The sequence below is a fragment of the Zobellella denitrificans genome (assembly GCF_002407485.1).
Lineage (GTDB): Bacteria > Pseudomonadota > Gammaproteobacteria > Enterobacterales > Aeromonadaceae > Oceanimonas > Oceanimonas denitrificans.
In genome coordinates this window covers 2,181,181-2,200,198 of sequence record NZ_CP012621.1, presented here as the reverse complement: position 1 = coordinate 2,200,198, position 19,018 = coordinate 2,181,181, and the positions used below count along the sequence as shown (strand labels likewise).

Annotated in this window: 17 protein-coding genes; 10 read left to right on the top strand and 7 right to left on the bottom strand. The window is 63.8% G+C overall.

Going from position 1 to position 19,018, the window contains the following annotated elements:
* Window positions 1–17: 17 nt before the first annotated feature.
* Window positions 18–1,430 (bottom strand): uracil-xanthine permease family protein, encoded by a 1,413-nt coding sequence (locus AN401_RS10410; protein WP_094040788.1) that lies wholly within the window; start codon window positions 1,428–1,430, stop codon window positions 18–20.
* Between the two features lie 344 nt (window positions 1,431–1,774).
* Entirely contained in the window at window positions 1,775–2,587 is an 813-nt protein-coding gene (gene ppsR, locus AN401_RS10405; protein ID WP_094040789.1) for a posphoenolpyruvate synthetase regulatory kinase/phosphorylase PpsR, read from the bottom strand.
* A gap of 197 nt (window positions 2,588–2,784) precedes the next feature.
* Here ppsR and ppsA point away from each other — a divergent pair, with 197 nt between their 5' ends.
* From ppsA to queE, 4 genes are all read left to right on the top strand, one after another.
* Window positions 2,785–5,163 carry a phosphoenolpyruvate synthase gene (ppsA, locus tag AN401_RS10400; protein ID WP_094040790.1) on the top strand — a complete coding sequence of 793 codons (2,379 nt, stop codon included), beginning with the start codon at window positions 2,785–2,787 and terminating at the stop codon, window positions 5,161–5,163.
* Window positions 5,164–5,337: 174 nt separating this feature from the next.
* Window positions 5,338–6,045: a 7-cyano-7-deazaguanine synthase QueC gene (gene queC, locus AN401_RS10395; protein ID WP_096779287.1), complete on the top strand. Its 708-nt coding sequence runs from the start codon at window positions 5,338–5,340 to the stop codon at window positions 6,043–6,045.
* On the top strand, window positions 6,033–6,389 hold the full coding sequence (locus tag AN401_RS10390; RefSeq protein ID WP_096779286.1) for a 6-pyruvoyl trahydropterin synthase family protein: 357 nt from the start codon (window positions 6,033–6,035) through the stop codon (window positions 6,387–6,389). The genes queC and AN401_RS10390 overlap by 13 nt, the downstream gene beginning before the upstream one ends.
* Window positions 6,386–7,105 (top strand): 7-carboxy-7-deazaguanine synthase QueE, encoded by a 720-nt coding sequence (gene queE, locus AN401_RS10385; protein WP_232513284.1) that lies wholly within the window; start codon window positions 6,386–6,388, stop codon window positions 7,103–7,105. The genes AN401_RS10390 and queE overlap by 4 nt, the downstream gene beginning before the upstream one ends.
* Here queE and AN401_RS10380 read toward each other — a convergent pair.
* On the bottom strand, window positions 7,102–7,860 hold the full coding sequence (locus tag AN401_RS10380; RefSeq protein WP_096779285.1) for a molybdopterin-synthase adenylyltransferase MoeB: 759 nt from the start codon (window positions 7,858–7,860) through the stop codon (window positions 7,102–7,104). The two genes, queE and AN401_RS10380, sit on opposite strands and share 4 nt — an antisense overlap.
* The gene (gene moeA / locus AN401_RS10375; protein ID WP_176442088.1) at window positions 7,860–9,101 is read right to left on the bottom strand and encodes a molybdopterin molybdotransferase MoeA; all 1,242 of its coding nucleotides are present in this window, start codon (window positions 9,099–9,101) and stop codon (window positions 7,860–7,862) included. The genes AN401_RS10380 and moeA overlap by 1 nt, the downstream gene beginning before the upstream one ends.
* A gap of 173 nt (window positions 9,102–9,274) precedes the next feature.
* Here moeA and folE point away from each other — a divergent pair, with 173 nt between their 5' ends.
* On the top strand, window positions 9,275–9,931 hold the full coding sequence (folE, locus tag AN401_RS10370) for a GTP cyclohydrolase I FolE (protein WP_094040795.1): 657 nt from the start codon (window positions 9,275–9,277) through the stop codon (window positions 9,929–9,931).
* Between the two features lie 208 nt (window positions 9,932–10,139).
* Here folE and AN401_RS10365 read toward each other — a convergent pair whose 3' ends face one another.
* A complete protein-coding gene (locus tag AN401_RS10365) occupies window positions 10,140–11,018 on the bottom strand; it encodes a LysR family transcriptional regulator (protein WP_094040796.1) in 879 nt (292 codons plus the stop codon).
* 564 nt (window positions 11,019–11,582) lie between these two features.
* Here AN401_RS10365 and AN401_RS10360 point away from each other — a divergent pair.
* The 3 genes from AN401_RS10360 to AN401_RS10350 all read left to right on the top strand — a co-directional run bounded on the left by AN401_RS10360 (window position 11,583) and on the right by AN401_RS10350 (window position 13,247).
* On the top strand, window positions 11,583–12,143 hold the full coding sequence (locus tag AN401_RS10360) for a YceI family protein (protein ID WP_094040797.1): 561 nt from the start codon (window positions 11,583–11,585) through the stop codon (window positions 12,141–12,143).
* 15 nt (window positions 12,144–12,158) lie between these two features.
* Window positions 12,159–12,887, top strand: a complete 729-nt coding sequence (locus AN401_RS10355) for a hypothetical protein (RefSeq protein ID WP_096779284.1) — start codon at window positions 12,159–12,161, stop codon at window positions 12,885–12,887.
* An 87-nt stretch (window positions 12,888–12,974) separates the two neighbouring features.
* Entirely contained in the window at window positions 12,975–13,247 is a 273-nt protein-coding gene (locus AN401_RS10350) for a SelT/SelW/SelH family protein (protein WP_096779283.1), read from the top strand.
* On the opposite strand, the gene AN401_RS10345 is transcribed toward AN401_RS10350, so the two are convergent.
* Complete coding sequence (locus AN401_RS10345; protein ID WP_094038071.1) at window positions 13,227–14,963, bottom strand: lysophospholipid acyltransferase family protein; 1,737 nt, start codon at window positions 14,961–14,963, stop codon at window positions 13,227–13,229. The genes AN401_RS10350 and AN401_RS10345 overlap by 21 nt on opposite strands.
* Window positions 14,964–15,056: 93 nt before the next feature.
* Between AN401_RS10345 and AN401_RS10340 the strand changes: the two genes are divergently transcribed.
* Window positions 15,057–15,992, top strand: a complete 936-nt coding sequence (locus tag AN401_RS10340) for a patatin-like phospholipase family protein (protein ID WP_094038072.1) — start codon at window positions 15,057–15,059, stop codon at window positions 15,990–15,992.
* A 228-nt stretch (window positions 15,993–16,220) separates the two neighbouring features.
* Window positions 16,221–18,125 (top strand): biosynthetic arginine decarboxylase, encoded by a 1,905-nt coding sequence (speA, locus tag AN401_RS10335; RefSeq protein WP_096779282.1) that lies wholly within the window; start codon window positions 16,221–16,223, stop codon window positions 18,123–18,125.
* Between the two features lie 493 nt (window positions 18,126–18,618).
* On the opposite strand, the gene rsmS is transcribed toward speA, so the two are convergent.
* Entirely contained in the window at window positions 18,619–18,786 is a 168-nt protein-coding gene (gene rsmS, locus AN401_RS10330; protein WP_096779281.1) for a pleiotropic regulatory protein RsmS, read from the bottom strand.
* Window positions 18,787–19,018: the final 232 nt, after the last annotated feature.

Here is a 19,018-nt window from a genome sequence, read left to right as displayed (position 1 = left end):
CCTCTGGGCTGACCCTTTCAGTTGCCGGCTTCGGCCTTTATCTGCCGGTTCTGATAAGGGGTGGCGGGCGCTTCGTCACCGTTCATCTCGCGCTCTATCTGTTCGCGCTCGCGGGCCTCGTCCTGCAGCGACTTTTTCGGCAGCAGCATGTTCAGGGTGAAGGCCACGCTGGCGGCCACGATCACCGGGGAACCTATCAGCATGCGGGCGGTGTCCGGTAACTGGGCGATGGCCTCGGGCACGGCGTTGATGCCCATGGCCATGGCGACCGACAGCGCCACTATGGTGATGTTGCGGGACGACAGCTCGTCCTTCACCAGCAGCTGGATGCCGGTCATGGTGATCATGCCGAATACGATGATGGTGGCGCCGCCCAGCACCGGATAGGGGATGGTGGTCATGGCGGCACCGAACTTGGGCAAGAGCCCCGCCAGGATCAGGAAGGCGGCGGCGATGCCCAGCACATAGCGGCTGATCACCTTGGTCATGGCGACGATGCCCACGTTCTGGCTGAAGGAGGCGGTGGGCAGGGCGCCGAAGATGGAGCCAACCAGGGTACAGAAGCCGTTGCCCAGCAGGCCGCCGGACAGTTCCTTGTCCTTCAGCTCCCGGTTCATGCCGCCGACCGTGGTGGCGGACAGATCCCCTATGGTCTGTACCGAGTTGACGATGCAGATCACCACCATGGAGATGACGGCGGAGGCGTGGAACTCGATGCCGAGCGCGAAGGGGGTGGGGACCATCACCCAGGGCGCCTCGTGCAGACGGGTAAAGTCCACCATGCCGAAGGAAAAGGCCATGGCGTAGCCCACCAATATGCCGCAGATGATGGCGGCCAGGCGCAGGTAACCCTTGGCGAACTGGGAGCAGCACAGCACCACCGCCAGGGTGGTCAGACCCACCAGCCAGTTCTGGCCGCTGCCGAAGCCCTCGGCGGCCACGTTGCCGCTGCCGGCCATGTACTTGATGGCGATGTCGTAGAGGGACAGGCCGATCACCAGCACCACGGTGCCGGCCACCACGGGCGGGAACAGGTGGCGGATCTGCTTGATAAAGATGCCCACCACTATCATGGCGACACCGCCGGCGATTTGTGCGCCCAAAATGCCGGGGACACCGTATACGGTACCGATGGCGATCAGGCTGGGCACATAGGCGAAACCCACCCCGAAGATGGTGGGTACGCCGGCGCCCAGGCGGCCGATCGGGTAGAGTTGCAGCAGGGTGGAAATGCCCGAGAACAGCAGGGCGACCTGTACCAGCATCATGGTTTCCTGGGCGTTGGCCCCGGCCACGCCGGCGACGATCAGCGGCGGGGTCACGGCCCCCATGATCATCGCCAGTATGTGCTGGAAGGAGAGTGGCAGCGCCTTGCCGAACGAAGGCTTGCCGTAGTAATCGAATACTGACTTGCTTTGACTGTGTTTCATTGCGAAAAGTCCCTGGGTATTGCTCGAGTGAGTTTTGGCTTCCCGCCCGCGCCCTTGTTGTGGGAGTTATCGCGCGGACAGGGCTGCAAACCACCGGGGTCGACTTCACGTCGCCGGCTGCACAATAGAACGCATCGGCGCTGTCCGCTGCCGTTTGTGTACACAAGCGGCAGGGCAGTCACGACCAGACGTCCATGTTTTATGGTTGATGTTTGTTATTCGCAGGCTGGTTAAACATCGGGGTTAATGTATACATTTTTGTAAACACTAAATCAACGTTTTGTTCTTTTTTGTGTGCAATTTTGACCCTTCGGTTGCAGATTCACAGTCCGGATTGTGTGCAGTCAGAAGATGCGACGGCGGATGCCGGTGCGCTCCAGGATCTTGACCGAAATTTCTTCCACCGAATGGTAGGTGGTGTCGATAAAGGGAATGGCCTCCATGCGGAACAGCTTTTCCACCTGGCCGAGTTCATAACGGCACTGCTCGATGTCGGCGTAGCGGCTGTCGGCCCGGCGCCGCTGGCGGATCTCCTGCAGCCGGCCGACGTCTATGGTCAGGCCGAACAGTTTGTGGCGGTTGGCCTTGAGCGCGGGGGGCAGGCTCAGCCGGCTCATGTCCTGGTCGATAAAGGGATAGTTGGCCACCCGGATACCGAACTGCAGCGCCAGGTACAGGCTAGTGGGGGTCTTGCCGCAGCGGGACACGCCCACCAGTATGATGTCGGCCTCGTCGTATTCCTTGGTGTTGACCCCGTCGTCGTTGTCGAGCGCATAGTTCACCGCATCGATACGGGCATCGTAATGCTGCTTGTTTTCCATGCCGTGGGTGCGGTGGGTGCGCGGCTCGGCCTTGACCCCCAGTTGCTGCTCGATGGGTGCTACGAAGGTATTGAGAAAGTCGTAACACATGGCGTCGCTCTCGGTGATGATGCGACGCAGGCGGTCGTCCACTATGGTGTGGAACACCAGCGGCTGCTTGCCGCTCTGGTGGTAGGCCTCGTTGATGCGGGCCTGCACCGCCCGGGCCTTGTCCTCGTCCTCCACGAAGGGAATGGTGAACTGCTCGAAGGGCAGGGGAAACTGGCTCAGCACCGCATGGCCGAACACCTCGGCTGTGATCGCCGTCCCATCAGAAACATAAAAAACCGTGTGCACAGGGCCTCCAGATCTCACTTTTAACATTTGTCCCAGGTAAAACGTTTACCTGATTTTTGGCACCATTGTAGAATCATTGTGTGTGCAGGCCCATCGTCGCAATCAAATAATAAAGGGCCGGAACAACGCACACAGCCCGCCGTGACATAGGGTGAGATACGGAAACCCCGAGAAACAACTTTTTTGGAGACGTGGCAGTGCAGGATTACGTGATTTGGTACGAACAACTCGGCATGCATGACGTGGACCGGGTTGGCGGCAAGAATGCCTCCCTGGGCGAGATGATAAGCCAACTGGCCGGCGCCGGCGTGTCGGTGCCCGGCGGCTTTGCCACCACCGCCTTTGCCTTTAACGAGTTTCTGGAGCAGAGCGGGCTCAACGCCCGTATCCACGACCTGCTGGACCAGCTGGACGTGGACAATATCGCCGCCCTGGGTGAGGCGGGACGCACCATCCGCCAGTGGGTGATCGACACCCCCTTCCAGCCGGAGCTGGAAACCGCCATTCAGCAGGCCTACGCCGAGCTGGCCGGCCAGGCCGGCAATGAAGCCTCCTTCGCGGTGCGCTCTTCCGCCACCGCCGAGGACATGCCCGACGCCTCCTTCGCCGGCCAGCAGGAAACCTTCCTCAACGTGCGCGGCCTGGACGCGGTGATGGTGGCCATCAAGCACGTGTTTGCCTCCCTGTTCAACGACCGCGCCATTTCCTACCGGGTGCACCAGGGCTACGACCACCGCGGCGTGGCCCTGTCCGCCGGCATCCAGCGCATGGTGCGCTCCGACATCGCCGCTTCCGGCGTCATGTTCACCCTGGACACCGAGTCCGGCTTCGATCAGGTGGTGTTCGTCACCTCCTCCTGGGGCCTGGGCGAGATGGTGGTGCAGGGGGCGGTCAACCCGGACGAATTCTATGTGCATAAACCGACCCTCAAGGCCGGCCGGCCGGCGGTGGTGCGCAAGACCTTAGGCTCCAAGCTGCAGAAAATGATCTACGCCAACGCCGAGGAGCACGGCAAGCAGGTGGAGATCAAGGAAACCAGCAAGGCAGAGCGCCGCCAGTTCTCGCTGACCAACGAGGAAGTGATGGAACTGTCCAAGCAGGCGCTGATCATCGAGCAGCACTACGGACGCCCGATGGACATCGAGTGGGCCAAGGACGGGGTCGACGGCAAGCTCTACATCGTCCAGGCGCGCCCGGAAACCGTGCGCAGTCGCCAGGACGCCAATGTGCTGGAGCGCTTCGCGCTCAATGAAAAGGGCCAGGTGGTGGCCGAGGGCCGGGCCATCGGCCACAAGATCGGCGCCGGCGTGGCCAAGGTCATCGACAGCATCGAGCAGATGGACGAGATCAAGGCCGGCGACGTGCTGGTGACCGACATGACCGACCCGGACTGGGAGCCGATCATGAAGCGGGCCGCCGCCATCGTTACCAACCGCGGTGGCCGTACCTGTCACGCCGCCATCATCGCCCGTGAGCTGGGCATCCCCGCCGTGGTGGGCTGTGGTGACGCCACCAGCCGCATCAAGGACGGCCAGGAGGTAACCGTGTCCTGCGCCGAGGGCGATACCGGCTATATCTACGACGGCAGGCTCGAGTTCAAGGTGGCCACCTCCGAGGTGGGCTCCATGCCCTTGGCGCCGGTGAAGGTGATGATGAACGTGGGCAACCCGGACCGGGCCTTCGACTTCGCCCAGCTGCCCAACGCGGGCGTGGGCCTGGCGCGGCTCGAATTTATCATCAACCGCATGATCGGCGTCCATCCCAAGGCGCTGCTGGAGTACGATCGCCAGAGCCCCGAGCTCAAGCTCAAGATCGACGAGATGATCGCCGGCTACGACAGCCCGCGCGAATTCTTCGTGGCCAAGCTGACCGAGGGCGTCGCCACCCTGGCCGCCGCCTTCTGGCCGGAGCGGGTCATAGTGCGGCTGTCCGACTTCAAGTCCAACGAGTACGCCAACCTGCTGGGCGGTGATGCCTACGAGCCGGACGAGGAAAACCCCATGCTGGGCTTCCGCGGCGCCTCCCGCTACATTTCCGAGGACTTCCGCGACTGCTTCGCCATGGAGTGCGAGGCGATGAAGCGGGTACGGGGCGACATGGGCCTGACCAACGTCGAGATCATGATCCCCTTCGTGCGTACCCTGTCCGAGGCGGCCTCGGTCATCGACATCCTGGCCGAGAACGGGCTCAAGCGCGGCGAAGCCGGGCTCAAGGTGATCATGATGTGCGAACTGCCCTCCAACGCCCTGCTGGCGGACAAGTTCCTGGCCTACTTCGACGGCTTCTCCATCGGCTCCAACGACATGACCCAGCTTACCCTGGGCCTGGATCGGGACTCGGGCCTGGTGGCCGGCTCCTTCGATGAGCGGGACGAGGCGGTGAAGGCGCTGCTGTCCATGGCCATCCAGGCGGCGCGCAAGGCCGGCAAGTACGTGGGCATCTGCGGCCAGGGGCCCTCGGATCACGCCGACTTCGCCGCCTGGCTGGTGGAGCAGGGCATCGACTCCGTGTCCCTCAACCCGGACACCGTGATCGACACCTGGCTGTACCTGGCCGAGCAGTTCGGCGAGAAATAAGCCGGCTCGGTTATCCTGTAAAGGGCGCCGCGGCGCCCTTTGCTTTTTCTCCGTCCACCGGCTCCGGATGGCAATACTCCTCCAGATAATGGTGGACAAGGCCGATCCGGTCGTTAAAATGGCCTCCGCATTACCCCCCGGTCGCAGCCTACCCGGACAAAACAAGGACACAATATGAACGCCTTACTGATCTGCTCCGGCGGATTCGACTCCGTGACCCTGGCCCATCGGCTGGCGGCGGAGCAGTCCCTCGGCGCCTTGCTGACCTTCGACTACGGTCAGCGCCACAAGAAAGAAATCGACGCCGCCCGCCGCTGTGCCGAACGACTCGCGGTGCCCCACCTGGTGATGGACATCGGCCATATCGGCCGCCAGCTGTCCGGCTCGGCGCTGACCGACGACATCGAGGTGCCCCACGGCCACTACAGCGAAGAGAACATGAAGGTGACGGTGGTGCCCAACCGCAACGCCATCATGCTCACCATCGCCTTCGGCGTGGCCGCCGCCCGCGGCCTCGACACCGTGGCCCTGGCGGTGCACGGCGGCGATCACTTCATCTATCCCGACTGCCGGCCCGACTTTATCCGCCTGTTCGGCGAGATGCAGGCCCGCGCCCTCGAGGGCGTGGCCGAGGTGGCGTTGCTGGCCCCCTATGTGAATACCGACAAGGCCGAGATCGCCCGGGACGCGGCGCGCTTCGATGTGCCGGTGGCCGATACCTGGTCCTGCTACGAAGGCGGCGACCTCCATTGCGGCCGCTGCGGCACCTGCGTGGAGCGCATCGAGGCCATGGCCCTGGCCGGGGTTGTTGATCCCACGGCCTATAAAGACGAGCAGTACTGGCGGGAAGCGGTGGCGAGGGTGAACGCATGTACACCATAAAGAAAGAGTTTCATTTTTCCGCCTCCCACCAGCTGAAGCAGATGCCCGACTGGCATCCCTGCGCCCGGCTGCACGGCCATAACTACGTGGTGGTGCTCGAGTTGCAGAGCGAGACCCTCGACCAGTACGGCTTTGTGCGCGATTACCTGGAGCTCAAGGCGTTCAAGGACTATATCGACGAGCGCCTGGATCACCGCCATCTCAATGAGGTGCTGGGGGACGAGTGCACCACCGCCGAACGGCTGGCCTGCCACCTGTTCGACTGGGCCCGGGCCCGCTGGCCCGAGGTGAGCGCGGTTCTGGTCTCGGAAACGCCCAAAACCTGGGCGGAGTACCGGCCGTGAGCATCGCCATCAGTGAAATCTTCGGCCCCACCATCCAGGGGGAGGGGGCGCTGATTGGGGTGCCCACGGTGTTCGTGCGCACCGGCGGCTGCGACTTTCGTTGCAGCTGGTGCGACACCCTCTATGCGGTGGAGCCGCGCTTCAAGGCCGACTGGCAGCCCATGGCGGCTTCGGCCATCCTGGCCGAGGTGAACCGGCTGAGCGGCGGCGCGCCCCTGCTGGTGACCCTCTCCGGCGGCAATCCGGCGCTGCAGCCGCTCGATGCCCTGCTGGCGTTGGGCCACCAGCAGGGCCATACCTTCGCCATGGAAACCCAGGGCAGCAAGGCGCAGCCCTGGTTCAGGATGCTCGATCACCTGACGCTCAGTCCCAAGCCGCCGTCCTCGGGCATGGCCTTCAACCGGGAACGGTTCGAGGCCTGCCTCGCCGCCGCCGGGGCCGATACCCAGGTCAGCCTCAAGCTGGTGATCGCCGACGAGGCGGACTACCGCTGGGCCAGGGCCCTGGCGGACGACTACCCGCAACTGCCCCTTTACCTGCAGCCCTGCAACCCGGCGCCGGCCACCCCGGAGCAGCCGGAGCGGGAAACCGATACCCAGGAACTCAATGCCCGGCTGCGCTGGCTGGTCGACAAGGTCACCGGCGATCGCTGGTACCGGGCCCGGGTGCTGCCGCAGCTGCATGTGCTGATCTGGAACAACGAGCGGGGCGTCTAGGCCGGCCCTTTGCCGCATACCGGGCAGTCCGGCGCCTTGGGCAGGGCCAGTTCCCGGGTGCTGAGGGTCATGCCGTCCACCAGCAGCAGCTTGCCGCGCGGTGAGCGGCCGAGGCCGGCCAGCAGCTTGACCGCCTCCAGCGCCTGCAAGGCGCCCATCACCCCCACCATGGGGGCCAGCACCCCGGCTTCCACGCAACTCAGCACGCCGCCGCCCATCAGCCGGGACAGGCAGGCGTAGCAGGGTTCGTCCTCGCCATAGGTGAACACCGACAACTGCCCTTCCATGCGGATCACCGCCGCCGACACCAGGGGTACCCGGGCCTCGAAGCAGAGGCGATTGACCAACTGGCGGGTGTCCAGGTTGTCGGTGCCGTCCAGCACCAGCTGGTGCTGCGGCAGCAGGCTACGCAGCAGCGCCTCGTCGGCCCGGGCGGCATGGGTGGCCACCTCCAGCCAGGGATTGGCGGCGCGCAGGCTGTCGGCCGCCGAGTCCACCTTGAGCCGGCCCAGATCCGCGTCCTGGTGCAGCACCTGGCGCTGCAGGTTGGACAGCTCCACCACGTCATCATCCACCAGGGTGAGCCGGCCCACGCCGGCCACCGCCAGGTATTGGGCGGCGGCGCAACCCAGGCCGCCGGCGCCGATCACCAGCACGGCGGCATTCTTCAGCGCCTCCTGGCCCTCGATATCGAACTGGCGCAGTACTATCTGGCGGTTATAGCGCAGCCATTCCTGATCACTGAGTTCCTTCATCACCAGTACAGCCCGTCGATAAGCTCCAGGGTGACCAGCTCCCCTTCGGCCACGTTGCCCCTGTCCTGCTCCAGGTGCAGCAGGCAGTTGGCCTCGGCCATGGCGCTGTACACCGCCGAGCTCTGGGAGCCGGCGGCCACCACCCCCAGGCTGCCGTCGGGCTGGGTGCTGACGATGCCGCGCTGAAAGTCCATCCGCCCCGGGCTTTTCCTGAACGGCATCAGCGCCCGGGCCTGCAGCAGCGGGGTGGGTGCGAGGCGCTCGCCGGCCAGGCGGGCGAGGGCGGGGCGCACCAGCAGGTGGAAGGTGACGGCGGCGGATACCGGGTTGCCGGGCAGGCCGAAGAAGGCGCAGTTGCCGATATGGCCGAAGGCGAAGGGCTTGCCCGGCTTGATGGCCAGCTTCCAGAAGCCGATCCGGCCCACCTCTTCCAGCACCTGTTTGGTGTAGTCCGCGTCCCCCACCGAGACGCCGCCGGAGGTGATCAGCGCATCGGCCTCCCGCGCGGCCTTGAGAAAATGCTCACGGATCAGTTCGGGGTCGTCGGCCAGGATGCCGTAGTCGAGCACCCGGATGCCGAGCCGCTCCAGCATGGCGCGCACCCCGATGCGGTTGGAGTCGTAGATATCGCCGGGGGCGAGCAGTTCGCCCGGGTTTTTCAGTTCGTCGCCGGTGGACAGCAGGGCCAGGGTCAGCGGACGGCGCACGCAGATCTGCTCCAGCCCCAGGGACGCCAGCACCGACAGCACCCGGGCGTTGATACGGGTGCCGGCGTCGAACACCACTTCGCCCTGGGCCAGATCCTCGGCGGGAAGGCGCACGTGCTGGCCTGTTTTCACCGGCCCACAAGGATAAACGACGTTGTGCTCGGAGCGGCAGTTTTCCTGCATCACCACGCTGTCGGCACCGAGCGGCAGGGCGGCGCCGGTCATGATGCGCACGCACTCGCCGGGGCCGACCCGGCCGCCGAAGGGATGGCCGGCCAGGCTGGTGCCGACCAGCTGCAGGCCCTGGCCCTCGACCAGATCCTCGGCGCGCAGGGCGTAGCCGTCCATCGCCGAGTTGGCGAAGGAGGGCACGTCGATGGGGGAGCTGACGGCCTCGGCCAGGATGTGGTTCAGGGCCTGCTCGAGGGGAATGATGTCGGTGGCGGCGATCGCCTCGAGCCGGCTCAGCATGTCGTTCTTGGCATCGAGATAGGGGCGCAGGCCAGGTTGGCTGCAGCAGTCGATAATGGCCATATATAAGTTACCTGAGTTGATCGGCGTGGGGATGATTCTTTCAGATTAAAACATTTTTTAACATATTTCTTGGCGTTTCCGCGATGCGAATCCGTCATTCACAGCGGGCGCTAAATGAACTACCATTCCAACAGTTTTTTTTTCCGTATTTCAACTCTCCCACGGAGATAGCCATGACCGCTTTGAGTGATGCCGCCATCCGGGTTCGTTCCGCCCTGGAGGCCCGAGGACTGGAGACCCCGATGCGGGGCAACAACCTGACCCTGGAGGAAAAACAGTCCCGCATCACCGGGCTGATGACCGAGATGATGGATGTGCTGGGGCTGGATCTGGAAGACGACAGCCTGGCCGAAACCCCCGAGCGGATTGCCAAGATGTATGTCCGGGAGATCTTTTCCGGCCTAGACTATGCCCATTTCCCCAAGATTACCTTGATCGACAACAAGATGAAGGTGGACGAAATGGTCCAGGTGCGGGACATCACCCTCACCAGCACCTGCGAGCACCACTTTGTGACCATAGACGGTACCGCCACCGTGGCCTACATTCCCCGCGGCAAGGTGATCGGCCTGTCCAAGATCAACCGCATAGTGCAGTTTTTCGCCCGCCGGCCCCAGGTGCAGGAGCGGCTGAACCAGCAGATACTGGTAGCGCTGCAGACCCTGCTGGAGTCGGACGACGTGGCGGTCAGCATCACCGCCACCCATTATTGCGTCAAGGCGCGCGGGGTGATGGACGCCACCAGCACCACCACCACCACTTCCCTCGGCGGCATCTTCAAGAGCCGGCCCGATACCCGTCAGGAATTTCTGAGCGGCGTGGTGCGCTGACGCGCTGGCGGTAGATGCCGCTGTGGCTGTCGCGTAGATGCCGCTGCAGGTGCCGCTGTAGGTGCCGCTTTAGCTGGCACCATAGGCCGGCGGAAGAAAACGCGCCGGGCTGTCAGGCTCCCCGCCGTTTACAAGTGTGCGCCACCTAAACGGGCGGCTACAGGAGGAGCGCCGACTTGGTGGCTTTTTAAACTGAGCGGTGCTCCAGCTAGTGCTTGAAGCAGTCCTCCATATAGTCCACAAAGCACTTGACCCTGCCGGGCAGGAAATGCCGGTGCGGATACACCAGGTTCAGGGTGAGTGCCGGCAACTGGAACTCTTCCAGCAGGGGCACCAGCTCTCCTTTCGCCAGATAATCCTCCACAATGAACAGGGGCTGCATGATGATGCCCATGCCCTGGCTGGCCGCCAGCGCCAGGGCGCGGCCGGTGTTGGCCCGCATCACCCCCTTGGGCCGGATGTGGTAGCTGTGTCCCTGGCGGCGATACAGCCACTGGGGATCGCTCAGGGTGTAGAGCAGGCAGTTGTGCTCCGCAAGCTGCTCCGGATGGGTGGGGGTGCCGTGCCGGGCCAGGTAGTCGGGGGCGGCGCAGGTCAGCAGTGTCACCTGGGCCAGGGGCCGGGCGATCAGCGACGAATCCGCCAGGGTGCCGATGCGCAGGGCCAGATCGAAGTTTTCCTCCACCAGGGCCACCAGCCGGTCGCTGTACTCCAGGTCGAGCTGGATATCCGGATAGCGCCGGTTGAACTCCGCCAGCAGGGGCGCCACCTTGAGGTTGCCGAAATCCATGGGCACCGAGATGCGGATGCGCCCGCTGGGCTGGCGACCGTGATCGGAGATCAGGGCGTTGGCCTGCTCCAGCTCGGCCAGTATGGCGTGGCAGCGCTCGTAGTAGAGGTGGCCGGCCTCGGTGACGCTGACCCGGCGGGTGGTGCGCATCAGCAGCCGGGCGTTGAGGTGCTGCTCGAGCAGGCCGATTTGTTTGGAGACCATGGCCACCGACAGCTCCAGCTGTTGGGCGGCCCTGGTGAAGCTTTGCAGCTCGACCACCTTGCAGAACACCCGGATGGCGGACAGCTGATCCATCGTTTTTTCCTCTCGTTATTGATTGTGTCCCTGGTTGCGGAGGCATTGGCTGTTTTTTGTGATGCATCCGTTGCTTTTTCCGCCTTTCTCCGCGGTGCCTCTCTCTTGATCCCGTCCAGGACACGGATGACAGTGATATTAAAATACGCCATGCAAAAATGTTAATAATTCATTTTATTCATGGTTCCCCGGCCGATAGAGTGAAGCTGTCGATGCAAGCGGCGATGCGGCTCGGGTTTTATTAGGCTGGAACCCGGCCGTCCCTGGGTGCTTGCATGGGCACATGCCCTTTAGGGATCTGAAGTTGTTTTGCCGAGCTGGTCCCAAGCCGGCGCGCAAGCGCCGGTATTTTTTCCCATCCTTATGTCCCCGCACACTATGCTTTTAGCGATACTTCTATCCCCTGGTGACTGACGCTGCTGATCACAGCATAGTATTGTTTACTAATGGTTGATAATGTTTTATTTCAGGCGAGATTGTTCTCACCTGCCGGGGATCTTACTATCGAGCACGAACAGAAACCTGCGAATGATACGCAGCATGCCAATAATGACGGAGATCGTTATGAAAACCACCGCAACCCTGTTGTTCTCTTCCCTGCTGCTGGCAGGTCCCGCCCTGGCTGCCGACTACAAGGTCGATCCGGCCCACACCACAGTGGTGTTCGAGGTGGGACACCTTCAGGTCAGCACCCTGCTGGGCCGCTTCAACGAGTTCGAGGGCGATTATCATTTCGACGGTGACAACCCCGGCGCGGCCAAGGCCCGTTTCACCATCCAGGCCGAGAGCATCGACACCAACCACGAAGACCGTGACAAGCACCTGCGCAGCCCCGATTTCTTCGACGTGCGCCAGTACCCGACCCTGGATTTCGAAAGCACCGGCTACGAGGGCGACAAGGACGGCGGCAAGCTTGCGGGCAACCTGACCGTGCACGGTGTGACCAAGCCGGTGACCTTCGACGTGCAGTTTATCGGTGAAGGTGACGATCCCTGGGGCGGTTACCGCAACGGCTTCAATGCCCAGGCCGAGATCAAGCGCAGCGACTTCGGCATGAGCTACGGCCTGCCCGGGGTAGGCGACGACATCACCATCCGGCTGTTTGTCGAAGGTATCCGCCAGTAACCGAAGGAGGCTGTCATGGGCTTGGATCTGCTGATTCAAACCCTGCTGCCGGCCGCAATAGCGGGCGCCATCGGATGGTGGCGCCCGTCGTTGTTCTGGTGGGCTGCGGGGCTGGCGGTATGGGCGACCCTGGGATGGGCGGCGCACTGGTATTTCTGGCCGAGCCGGGGTATCCACTGGCTGCCGGTGGTGTTCTGGGCGGTGGCCCTGGCGGGGCTGGTGCCCGCGGCCACAGGGCGGCTGCTGCGCCTGGTGCTGGCTGGCGGTGTGTTCCTGTTGGCCCTGTGGCCGCTGCTGCCCCGCTATCCCGAGGCCATCATCGGCCTGCTGGCCTTCTTGCTGTGGCAGGGCTGGCGGGAATGGCGCCCAGGCCCTGGCGTCGGGATCGGCTTCGTGGCCGGCGCGGCCATGTTCACCCTGGTGGTGGCCATCGGCGGCAGCGTGCTGCTGGCCCAGGCCGGGGGCGCCCTGGCGGTGCTGGCCGGCTTCCTCTGGCTGGCCGGACTGAGCCGGGGGCTGCCCGACAGGGAGATGACCGCCGGCTACGTGCTCTGGCTCGCCCTGTGCTGGCAGTTCATCCCCCTGGATTGGTGGGTGGTGGCGCTGGCGCTGGTGCCGCCCCTGGTGGATCAGGGCTTGCGCGGCCGGGGGCCCTGGCCCGCGGCCCTGGGAGCCCTGGCCTCGGCGGCGCTGGCTGGTGCCGTCGGCCTCTGGCTGGTATGGCCCAAGGTGTCCCTCTATTGACTGACACGGAAAGCGCCCACGGGCGCTTTCCTGCTCTTTACCCCGGCGGCGGCTTGGGTCATGCTGCGCCTTTTGGGAGGAGAGAGCATGAAACCCAGAGTGGAGATCCGTTATTGCACCCTGTGCCGCTGGCTGCTGCGCTCGGCCTGGCTGGCCCAGGAGATCTTGTCGACCTTCGCCGACGAGGTGGGGGAGGTGGCCCTGATCCCGGGGGACAAGGGCCAGTTCCAGATCTATGTGGATGGCGAGCTGATCTGGTGCCGGGTGGCCGACAACGGTTTCCCCGAGGCCAAGGAAGTCAAGCAGCGCCTGCGGGACAAGATAGCCCCCGAGCGCAACCTAGGTCACAGCGACCGCTGACGGCTCCGCCTTTTCCGGCAGATGGGGGGCGATATAGCGCTGATAGCGGCTGGCCTTGAGCCGGTGCAGATCCACCAGCACCAGGCCGTCGATGCAGTCGGCAAAGTCAGGATCGGTACCGAAGTCGACAAACTGCACGCCGCCCGGCTCGCACAGCTCCGAATACTGCTTGTACAGGGTAGGGATGCCGACGCCCATGTTGTCCAGCAACTGCTTGAGCAGCGTCAGATCCTGGTGGTAATCCTCGCCGCCGAAGGTGTCGCGCAGGGCGGGCGTCGTCGGCGGCAGCGGCCGGCGCGAGCGGGCCAGGGCGGCGGACGCCGGGAAATGCAGGCGGTAGAAGGCCACCAGCAGATCCCGCGCCGGCACCGGCAGGGCGGCGCTCAGCGAGACGGGCCCGAACAGGTAGCGGTAATGGGGGTGGCGGGCGAGGAAGGCGCCGATGCCGAACCAGAGGTAGTCCAGGCTGCGCCGGCCCCAGTAGGCGGGCTGGATGAAACTGCGGCCGAGTTCCAGGCCCTGGGCCAGGAAGGGCTGCATGGTTTCGTCGTAATCGAACAGGTGATGGCTGTAGAGGCCGGCCAGGCCCTTGCGGGCCAGTTGCTCGGCGGTGGGCACAAAGCGGTAGGCGCCGATCACTTCCAGCTCTTGCGGATCCCACAGCAGCAACTGGTAATAATCGTCGTCGAAGGGATCCAGATCCCGCCGCTTGCCGGTGCCTTCGCCCACGGCGCGGAACGACAGCTCCCGCAGCCGCCCTATCTCCCGCAGTATCACGCAATGGCCGGATCTGTGGTTGCGGGTGAGATAAATCGCCTTGCCATCCTGGGTCTGGCCCAGCAGCTCGCATTTTTCCACCGCCTTTTTCAACTGCTGCCGGGGTTCGGGGGGCGCTATCGCCACCTGGGTCTCGAGCAGGCCGGGCTTGCCCTTGCCCAGGCGGTACAGATGGCGGCGAAACAGCAGGCAGAGCCCCTTGTCGTTGAGGCCGGTCTGGCGGCAGCTCTCCCAGGCGATGGGTTGGCCGATGCGCAGGGCTATCTGTTTGTTCCGCTGGCGAAACATTTCCCGTACCAGCAGCAAACCGCCCAGCGGACGGCTGGCCAGTGAGCTTAAATAAAAGAAGGCGGAATTGCGTCCGCGGATATGCACCGGCACTATGGCCGCCCGGGCCCGGGTGGCCAGGCGGATAAAGCCCGAATGCCAGCGGCCGTCACGGATGCCCTTGGGGCCCAGGCGGGAGACTTCGCCGGCGGGAAAGACGATCACCGTGCCGCCCTGATCCAGGTGCTGATGAACGGCGGCCAGCTGGGCACGGGCGGTCCTGCCGGTCATGTTGTCCACCGGCAGCAACAGGGAGGCCAGCGGCTCGAGCCGTGCCAGCACCTGGTTGGCGATGATGCGGGTGTCGGGACGGACCCGGGACACCAGCTTGAGCAGCGCCAGGCCGTCGAGGGAGCCGATGGGGTGGTTGGCGATGATCACCAGGGGGCCCGAAGCCGGGATATGCTCCAGCTCCTGTTCTCGCAGGGTCACCTGAAAGCGGAAATAGTCGAGCACCTGCTCGACAAAATCCAGCCCGCGCAGGTGCGGGTACTGTTCGGCGAACTCGACGAAGGCCTGCTCGTGCAGCAGATAACGCAACAGCGCTTTGCAGCCGGGAAAATGCTGCCACCTGGGCAGGTACTCGGCGGCCAGGGTGTCGACAGATAACATAACGGCTTCCTCCCTTGCAGTGGTACCCAAGCTAGGAAGCCCCCGTGACGGCGGTATTGCGCCGTCGTGATGATTTGATGACAGGGATACGCCATGACCAACCATGTTCCGGTCAGCCTGGACCAGATAGCACCGCTCTATGTCCGTACCGACGGCCTCCGGGGCCGGCTTGCCCTGGTTTGCGAAGGGGGTGGCCAGCGGGGGATCTTTACCGCCGGCGTGCTCGACGCCTTCCTGGAAGAAGGCTTCGATCCCTTCGATATCCTGATCGGCACCTCGGCCGGCGCCCAGAACCTGGCCGCCTACATGTGTGCCGCCCACGGCTACGCCCGTGAAGTGATCAGCGGCTATACCACCCGCGCCGAGTTCTTCCGGCCGCTGCATTTCGCCCGCGGCGGCGACCTGGTGGATCTGGACTGGTATTTCGAGGTGCTCGGTCAGACCCTGCCGCTGGATACCCGTACCGGTCAGAAGCGATTGGGAGGGCGGGAACTGCTGTTTTGCAGTACCCGGGCACGTGACTACCGGCCCCATTATTTCCGGCCGGCCGATGGCGACTGGCTGCTGGGGCTCAAGGCCTCCAGCGCCATCCCCCTGTTCTACCGGGCCGGGGTCGACTGGCAGGGCGAGCGCTTCGTGGACGGCGGCGTGGCCGACGCCATACCGGTGCGCGAGGCCTATCGCCGGGGCGCGCGCACCATAGTGGTGGTTCGTACCCTGCCCCAGCACAGCCGCTTCAGCCTGCAGTGGGCTCGCCGGCTGGAAGGCTGGATAGGGCGGGAGCGGCTGGGGGACCTGCTGCAGATAGTGGAAGCCCACGAACGCTGTTTCAACGATGCCCACGACTTTATCCGCCGGCCGCCGGCCGATGCCCGGGTGATCGAAATCTTCCCCCACCGGCCGCTGCAAAGCCGGGTGCTGGGCTCGACCCGGGCCCAGCTGGATCAGGACTACCAGCTGGGCCGTCGTTGCGGCCGCTATTTCCTGCAGGTGCTGGGGCCTGCCGTCATGACGGTGGCGGCGCAATAAATTTGTCGTCTGCCGGGGTCATGCTCTGGTCATGGCCCGGCTCTGTGTGTACACTCGCCCCCCGATTTTCAGGCCAAGCCGTCTTTAGGCCGTTACTATATTTAGGATGTAACGGTGTTGCTTGCTGAAGCGAGGGAGCCCACACCCTGGGCGCCGAACAATTATCGCACCGGGTCTTACCGAGGTCCGGATCTTCTATGGCCCTTACACTGAATGGGGACAAAGAACATGGCAGAATGGTCCGCAAACGACGCGCTCAAGGTGTATAACCTGCCTTACTGGGGCGCCGGTTTCTTTCATCTGGACGACCAGGGACGCGTCGTTGTCACGCCCGACAAAACCCGCCCCGAGGCCAGGGTGGTGCTCTCCGAGGTGGTCGAGCAGCTCAAGGCCGAAGGCTATGCCGCCCCGGTGCTGCTGCGTTTCCCCGACATCATCAAGAGCCGTATCGACGCCCTGTTCAATGCCTTCAACGGCGCCATCGAGGATTATGGCTACGAGGGGGACTACCTGACCGTTTACCCGATCAAGGTCAACCAGCAGCGCGGCGTGCTGGACGCGGTCACCAAGGCCTACAAGGACAAGCCACGGCTGGGGTTGGAGGCGGGTTCCAAGCCCGAGCTGCTGGCGGTGCTGGCCCATACCCACGAGACCGAGTCGGTGATCGTGTGCAACGGCTACAAGGACAAGGAGTATGTGCGCCTGGCCCTGCTCGGTACCAAGATGGGCCACCAGGTCTATATCGTGATCGAGAAGCTGTCCGAACTCGAGCTGGTGATGGCGGAGGCCAAACGCATCAACGTGACGCCGCGCCTGGGCGTGCGCGCCCGTCTGGCCTCCCAGGGCGCGGGCAAGTGGCAGTCCAGCGGCGGCGAGAAGTCCAAGTTCGGCCTGAGCGCCTCCCAGGTGCTGGCCCTGGTCAACCAGCTGAAGGACGCCGGCTGCATCGACTGGCTGCAGTTGCTGCACTTCCACCTGGGCTCGCAGATCGCCAATATCCGCGACATCCAGAAGGGCATCCGCGAATGCGGCCGCTTCTACGCCGAGCTGCGCCGGCTGGACGTGCCGGTGGACATCGTCGACGTGGGCGGCGGCCTGGGCGTGGACTACGAAGGGACCCGCTCCCAGAGTTACTGCTCCGCCAACTACAACCTGCGCGAATATGCCAACAACGTGGTGTGGGGCATCGGCAACGTCTGTCGTGAATTCGACCTGCCCTATCCGCGCATCATCAGCGAGTCGGGCCGGGCCATCACCGCCCACCACGCCATGCTGGTGGCCAACGTGATCAGCATCGAATCGGCCACCCCGACCCAGCCGGCGGCGCCGGCGGACGATGCGCCCTTCCTGCTGCAGAACATGTGGGAAACCTGGGAAGACCTGTGCCGGGACGATCCGCCCCTGCTCGAGATCTACCACGACACCGTGGCCGAGCTGGCCGACGTGCACGAGCAGTACAACATGGGGCTGATGAGCCTGCAGGACCGGGCCTGGGCCGAAGAGGTACACCTCAATATCTGCCTCGGTATCAAGGCCAGGCTGGACTCGGTCAACCGGGCGCACAGGCCCATCATGGACGAGCTGAACGAGAAGCTGGCGGACAAGTGCTTCGTCAACTTCTCCCTGTTCCAGTCCCTGCCCGATGCCTGGGGTATCGATCAGATCTTCCCGGTGCTGCCGCTGGACGGCCTGGACCGGCCGCCGAGCCGGCGGGCGGTGATCCTGGACATCACCTGCGATTCCGACGGCGCCATCGATCAGTACGTGGATGGCCAGGGGGTGGAGACCACGCTGCCGATGCCGGAGTTCATGCCCGGCCAGCCCCATTACCTGGGCTTTTTCCTGGTGGGGGCCTACCAGGAGATCCTGGGTGACATGCACAACCTGTTCGGCGACACCCACAGCGCCGAGGTGGTGCTGGACGAACGGGGCCAGGTGCAGATCAACAACATCAAGGAAGGCAGCAACGTGGCCGAGCTGTTGCGCTACGTGGACATCGATCCCAGCGTGATCAACGCCCAGTACGAGCTGCAGGCCAGCCACCCGGATCTGGACGAGGCAACCCGCGCCATGCTGCTGAAGGAGCTCTCCGCCGGCCTGGAAGGCTACGCCTACCTGGAAGAAGAGCTCTGACGAGCCCGGTTTGACAGCGGAAGCTGGAAGCGCAACGCTTCCAGCTTCCAGAACGTCATATGGTTTAAAAATGGGCAAGAAGGCTCGGCACTATCTTTTGTCGTCGTCGCCCATGTTTTAGCTGCCGTTGTAGGTGTCGCTGTAGCCGGCACAAACCGGTGGGTGCAAACGGCGTCGGATGTCCAGATCCGGCGCTGTTTTTTTGCGCCACGTAAACGGGCGCCTACAGGAGCGCGGGCGGGCCGCCCGCGCCCCAAGAAACATCGCACTGCTCAACTTTTAAACTGATCGGTGCGCTAGCACCACCATCAGGCGACGTCGGGGCTTGAAAGAGGCAACAGGGATTGCCTCCGCCGACCGTCACATGCCAGGGATGGCATGTGCGAGCCTACATGGACGTACTTGCGGCGTGTCGGCGGAGGTGGCCCTGCTGCCTCTTCTTTGCGTTAAATCAGACAGCCGGACTTGTGACCAAGAGTCAGGCTTCCAGCTTCTAGCTTCCGCCTTCCAGCTCCTGCTGCCGTTCCAGTTTGCGTTTGAAATCCCGGGTGACGATGGCCAGGGCGGCCAGCGCCAGCGCGGGACTCACTTCATTCACTTCCAGCAATTCGATCAGGTCCACCGCCAGTTGAACTTCTGCCGGAGCATCGGCCAGGCTCATGATAGGCTCCTCTTTTGACAATGCCGGACTCATCACCGGATTTTACCCAAAAAAATGCCCAGCAGAGCTGGGCAAAGACTTAGTGCTTAATTGCAGTGGCATTACTTTTGAGCGGGGATAGGGCAGAAGGTTCCCGCAAAAGATGCCGTATAGCGTAAAATTTTTTCGATGCGTTTTTAACTTGACAGCAACCGGTTTTGAAACGTAAATTTTAAACATGTGTTTTATTTTG

What these genes read in the sequence shown, in the direction of transcription:
- AN401_RS10410 (WP_094040788.1), bottom strand. Translation starts at nt 1,430, where the DNA reads ATGAAACACAGTCAAAGCAAGTCAGTATTCGATTACTACGGCAAGCCT.
- queC (WP_096779287.1), top strand. Translation starts at nt 5,338, where the DNA reads ATGAACGCCTTACTGATCTGCTCCGGCGGATTCGACTCCGTGACCCTG.
- AN401_RS10390 (WP_096779286.1), top strand. Translation starts at nt 6,033, where the DNA reads ATGTACACCATAAAGAAAGAGTTTCATTTTTCCGCCTCCCACCAGCTG.
- AN401_RS10380 (WP_096779285.1), bottom strand. Translation starts at nt 7,860, where the DNA reads ATGAAGGAACTCAGTGATCAGGAATGGCTGCGCTATAACCGCCAGATA.
- moeA (WP_176442088.1), bottom strand. Translation starts at nt 9,101, where the DNA reads ATGGCCATTATCGACTGCTGCAGCCAACCTGGCCTGCGCCCCTATCTC.
- folE (WP_094040795.1), top strand. Translation starts at nt 9,275, where the DNA reads ATGACCGCTTTGAGTGATGCCGCCATCCGGGTTCGTTCCGCCCTGGAG.
- AN401_RS10365 (WP_094040796.1), bottom strand. Translation starts at nt 11,018, where the DNA reads ATGGATCAGCTGTCCGCCATCCGGGTGTTCTGCAAGGTGGTCGAGCTG.
- AN401_RS10360 (WP_094040797.1), top strand. Translation starts at nt 11,583, where the DNA reads ATGAAAACCACCGCAACCCTGTTGTTCTCTTCCCTGCTGCTGGCAGGT.
- AN401_RS10355 (WP_096779284.1), top strand. Translation starts at nt 12,159, where the DNA reads ATGGGCTTGGATCTGCTGATTCAAACCCTGCTGCCGGCCGCAATAGCG.
- AN401_RS10350 (WP_096779283.1), top strand. Translation starts at nt 12,975, where the DNA reads ATGAAACCCAGAGTGGAGATCCGTTATTGCACCCTGTGCCGCTGGCTG.
- AN401_RS10345 (WP_094038071.1), bottom strand. Translation starts at nt 14,963, where the DNA reads ATGTTATCTGTCGACACCCTGGCCGCCGAGTACCTGCCCAGGTGGCAG.
- AN401_RS10340 (WP_094038072.1), top strand. Translation starts at nt 15,057, where the DNA reads ATGACCAACCATGTTCCGGTCAGCCTGGACCAGATAGCACCGCTCTAT.
- speA (WP_096779282.1), top strand. Translation starts at nt 16,221, where the DNA reads ATGGCAGAATGGTCCGCAAACGACGCGCTCAAGGTGTATAACCTGCCT.
- rsmS (WP_096779281.1), bottom strand. Translation starts at nt 18,786, where the DNA reads ATGAGCCTGGCCGATGCTCCGGCAGAAGTTCAACTGGCGGTGGACCTG.